The organism is Mycobacterium sp. ZZG, assembly GCF_054786995.1.
The window spans coordinates 1-3404 of sequence record NZ_JBTBFV010000128.1 but is presented as its reverse complement, the minus strand read 5'-3'; the positions used below and the strand labels follow the sequence as shown (position 1 = coordinate 3404).

Below are 3404 nucleotides of genomic sequence, written 5' to 3'. Positions count from 1 at the left end.
GGTCGAGGCGTCGTCTTGGGTGTGCATCACACCGGCAAGGATGGCCGGACCCTGCGGGGTTCGTCGGCGTTCGAGGCCGGCGCCGACACGGTCTACCTCACCACGCGTGACGCCGAGGATGGTGGGGCGATCGTCGTCAATCGGGAGAAGCGCAAAGACGGTCCTGTTCTCGATGTTCACCGCCTGCGACTCGACCCGATCGAGGGCACGGCGAGCTGTGTACTTGCTTTGTCTCACCCTCTGCGCACAGAACACCGCTCAGATGCGCTGTTGTCTCACTTCACGTCTCACTTCGCCCACACGGGCGCATCGGGCACGCAGTTGCGTGACACCTGCGAGCTGTCGAGGGCCACGTTCTACCGCGCTATCGATGACCTGGTGCAACGCGGCGCACTGATCAACACGGGCACAGATAAGCGACCCTTCTACAAGTTAGCTGACCAATGACACCAAGTCTCACCCGTCTCAGTCCTGTCTCACCTACCGTCTCGTCTCATCTCACCCCCGGGTCTTTAGACCCGGGGAGTGAGACTGAGACGGTGAGACGGCGCGGAGACGTCCGCACCGACGACGTCATCAGAGCGCGCTCGACCCCCACCCCGTCGAAATGTTTGCTGGGGGCCTCGTTTCCTGACCCGTGCCCCCGGTCAGGCTTTTTTTCTTCGAGCCTCGAATTTGCCAGCGACGCGAATGGCGCGCCGTACACACACACGCGTGACCGGGGCCGGGGGTCACGAGCGACGGCCGCCCCTCAAGATTCTGGCCTGGTCGCGTGATCGAGCCACAGGAAGGCGACGACGACATGTTCATGGCGTTTTGCGAGGCCACCATGGGGGGCGACCCCGGCCACCTGGGCGACGACGAGCCCGAGGTTCGGCCGTTGTGCACCGAGTGCGTCCGAGATCTACCGAATCCCGGTGACAGCGTGTGCGCGTTCTGTCGAGTGACCGGAGCCGGCCAATGAGGGTCAGCGGCATCAAGGACGTGCAGTACTCCGTCTGGCGCCAACCGGACTCCCCTCGGGTGTTCCTCCGCATCGGATGGCAGCGCTACGCGGCAACGCCGGCCGAGGCTCGCGAGTTGGGCCAGCTGTTGATTGCCGCGGCGAACGACGAGTCGATGCGGCCGCAGGTCGGCGGACCGGGAGTTGGAGACGACGATGGGTGACGTCGAGCGCCTGGCCGGCGTGGTCATCTCGGACTCAGCAGCTCGAGAACTCGTGTCGGCGCTTGACATGCTCGATCGCCTCGCTGCGCCGATCGGGCAGCGGCTTAGTCCGCAAATGGCTCATATCAGACGCGAGTTGCTCACCTGCACTTCTCGTGTAGCGGCTTCGGCAGACACGAGCGCAGGGCGGGTTTCTGGGGCGGCTGTTGCACACTTCGACACGAGCGTTGTTGATTCACTCACTGCCGCAGAGCATTTGGGAATCACTCGCGACGGAGTGACCTGGCATTGCCGGCGAGGTCGCTTCGGAGCGGGAGCCACCAAGGCGGGCGGCCGGTGGTTCATCAACACCGAGGCGCTCGCCGAGTTCCGCGAGAACCGCGGCCGTACACGCAGGAGGCGTGAATGCCAAACCCCCTAGTGCCGAGCATTTCCGGCAACACGATCACCACGTCGGCGCTGCTGAAGAACCCGACGCAGATCAACGCGATGGTGGCGACGCTGGCTGCGGACCAGCTCGTCGCTGACGCGTTTTTCCGCCCCCTTGGCTCCAAGGTCTCGGGCGGCGCGATCTTGTACGACGTGCTGCTTCGCGGCGCCAACTTCGCGAAGCGAGACGTCGAGCCGCGGTCGCCGGGTGCCGAATATGTCTTTACGCACCAAGACGTCGAGCGCGAGATGGCGACCCCCAAAGACCACGGCGCGAAGATCGAGATTCTGGACGAGGAGGCCGACCGCTACGACGCCGCGGTGATCGGGACCCGAATCGTCACGCTGGCCAACACTCTCGTCCGCCAGATCGACCGACTCGCGATCGCAACTGTCGAGGCGGCGCTGACCAAGTACTCGATCGCGGGCGTGCCTGGCCACAACTGGGACGATCTTGTCACCGTAGGGCCGGCCGACAGCATCACTCCGAACTCTGAGCGGCCACTGGCCGATATCGCCAGCGCCGCACTGCTGATCCGGATGGACGATCTGGGCGTCCCACCTCCCAACACCCTGGTGCTCCACCCCGGCCAGCACATGGCTCTTCAGGTTGGCTACGGCGCCGACCTGACGGCCGTCCTGGCCGCCGCGGGGATCACCAAGGTGCGGACGAGCACGCAGGTGTCTGTCGGGGTCGGCTACGTCGTCTCAGCGGGCCAGGCCGGCGTGATGGGCTTCGAGCACGGCGGCCTGAGAACCGAAACGATCCCCGATCGGGAGCGTCGGCGCACGATCGTGCAGACGTACGCCTCGCCGGCCTACGCAGTGCCCCGCCCGGGGGCGATTCGCAAGATCACCGGGCTCGCAGGCTGAGGTCTGAAAGGAATCCATTGTGGCCAAGTACATCCCGTTTTTCTTTCCAGCGATCGAGATCAGTGATCCTGCCAGCGCGGCAGTCACCGGCGGCCAGCTGCTCTACGTCTCTGGCAACGACACGGTCGCGCCGACGACCGCCGCAACGGCCGCGTGGCTCGGCGTCGCTGCCCATGACGCGGCCACCGGCGAGCGAGTGTCGTACTACACCGTCGGCGTACATGAGCTGGCCGCCAGCGGAACGATCAACGCCGGCGACGTCGTCATCCCCGCGGCGGCCGGCGCCGTGGCAGCGATCGGCGCAGGTACCACGTATTCGCAGGTTGTCGGCGTTGCCAAGTCCGCGGCTGCCGGCGGCAAGGTGAAAGTGCTGCTGCGATGACCACATACAGGGTGCTGAGGCCCATCGCCGTCACCGTCGGTCAGGGCGAGAACGCTGCCGTGAAACACTATTCGCGGCCGGGCACCGTGGTCGAGCTCGACGACAAGACCGCGGCGCCGCTGGTCGAGGCCGGTCGCATCGAGATGGTCGAAGAGGCGTCGAGCCGGAAGCGCTGACCCCGCTGTGACAATCGAACTCGATGTCGTCACGCGGCTCAATGAGCGCTCGGTGCAGAATGCCGCGCGTCAGGCGCACTCGCACTGGGACCGTGAGAGCCGGGTCACCGGTCAGGCTGTCGAGCGTAACCTCACCGGCGGCCACGAGCGCACGGTGCGCAGCGTCGAGCGCATGTCGGTCCAGATTGAGCGGCACTACAACCGTGTGGCCGATAGCACCGGCCGGGTGCGACTGGAGCAGGAACGCTACGACGCGCTGATCCGCAGCGGTGAGACTGACCGCGTCAAGTTGATCCAGCAGGCTGAGCGGCTGTCGGCGGCACACCGCCGGGAAGCCTCGGCGGTCCGCCAGCTCTCGCAGGAGCTCAACAACGCCG

Annotated in this window: 8 protein-coding genes; all 8 read left to right on the top strand. The window is 66.0% G+C overall.

The genetic code is table 11. From position 1 onward, the window contains the following. Positions 1-447 (top strand): hypothetical protein (locus ACXMYJ_RS28855; protein ID WP_460359520.1); only part of this gene is annotated, 447 nt, incomplete at its 5' end. 325 nt (positions 448-772) lie between these two features. Beyond that, positions 773-964: a hypothetical protein gene (locus ACXMYJ_RS28850; RefSeq protein ID WP_460359519.1), complete on the top strand. Its 192-nt coding sequence runs from the start codon at positions 773-775 to the stop codon at positions 962-964. Further along, a complete protein-coding gene (locus ACXMYJ_RS28845) occupies positions 961-1167 on the top strand; it encodes a hypothetical protein (protein ID WP_460359518.1) in 207 nt (68 codons plus the stop codon). The genes ACXMYJ_RS28850 and ACXMYJ_RS28845 overlap by 4 nt, the downstream gene beginning before the upstream one ends. Further along, positions 1160-1588 carry a helix-turn-helix domain-containing protein gene (locus ACXMYJ_RS28840; protein WP_460359517.1) on the top strand — a complete coding sequence of 143 codons (429 nt, stop codon included), beginning with the start codon at positions 1160-1162 and terminating at the stop codon, positions 1586-1588. Before ACXMYJ_RS28845 ends, ACXMYJ_RS28840 begins: the two co-directional genes overlap by 8 nt. Further along, complete coding sequence (locus ACXMYJ_RS28835; protein WP_460359516.1) at positions 1573-2469, top strand: major capsid protein; 897 nt, start codon at positions 1573-1575, stop codon at positions 2467-2469. The genes ACXMYJ_RS28840 and ACXMYJ_RS28835 overlap by 16 nt, the downstream gene beginning before the upstream one ends. A 19-nt stretch (positions 2470-2488) precedes the next feature. Beyond that, positions 2489-2851, top strand: a complete 363-nt coding sequence (locus ACXMYJ_RS28830) for a capsid cement protein (RefSeq protein ID WP_460359515.1) — start codon at positions 2489-2491, stop codon at positions 2849-2851. Next, positions 2848-3027, top strand: a complete 180-nt coding sequence (locus tag ACXMYJ_RS28825; protein WP_460359514.1) for a hypothetical protein — start codon at positions 2848-2850, stop codon at positions 3025-3027. Before ACXMYJ_RS28830 ends, ACXMYJ_RS28825 begins: the two co-directional genes overlap by 4 nt. A 7-nt stretch (positions 3028-3034) precedes the next feature. After that, positions 3035-3404 (top strand): hypothetical protein (locus ACXMYJ_RS28820; RefSeq protein WP_460359513.1); only part of this gene is annotated, 370 nt, incomplete at its 3' end.

Excerpts from the sequence above, each read along its gene's own strand:
- ACXMYJ_RS28845 (WP_460359518.1), top strand. The coding sequence starts at position 961 with ATGAGGGTCAGCGGCATCAAGGACGTGCAGTACTCCGTCTGGCGCCAA.
- ACXMYJ_RS28840 (WP_460359517.1), top strand. The coding sequence starts at position 1,160 with ATGGGTGACGTCGAGCGCCTGGCCGGCGTGGTCATCTCGGACTCAGCA.
- ACXMYJ_RS28835 (WP_460359516.1), top strand. The coding sequence starts at position 1,573 with ATGCCAAACCCCCTAGTGCCGAGCATTTCCGGCAACACGATCACCACG.
- ACXMYJ_RS28825 (WP_460359514.1), top strand. The coding sequence starts at position 2,848 with ATGACCACATACAGGGTGCTGAGGCCCATCGCCGTCACCGTCGGTCAG.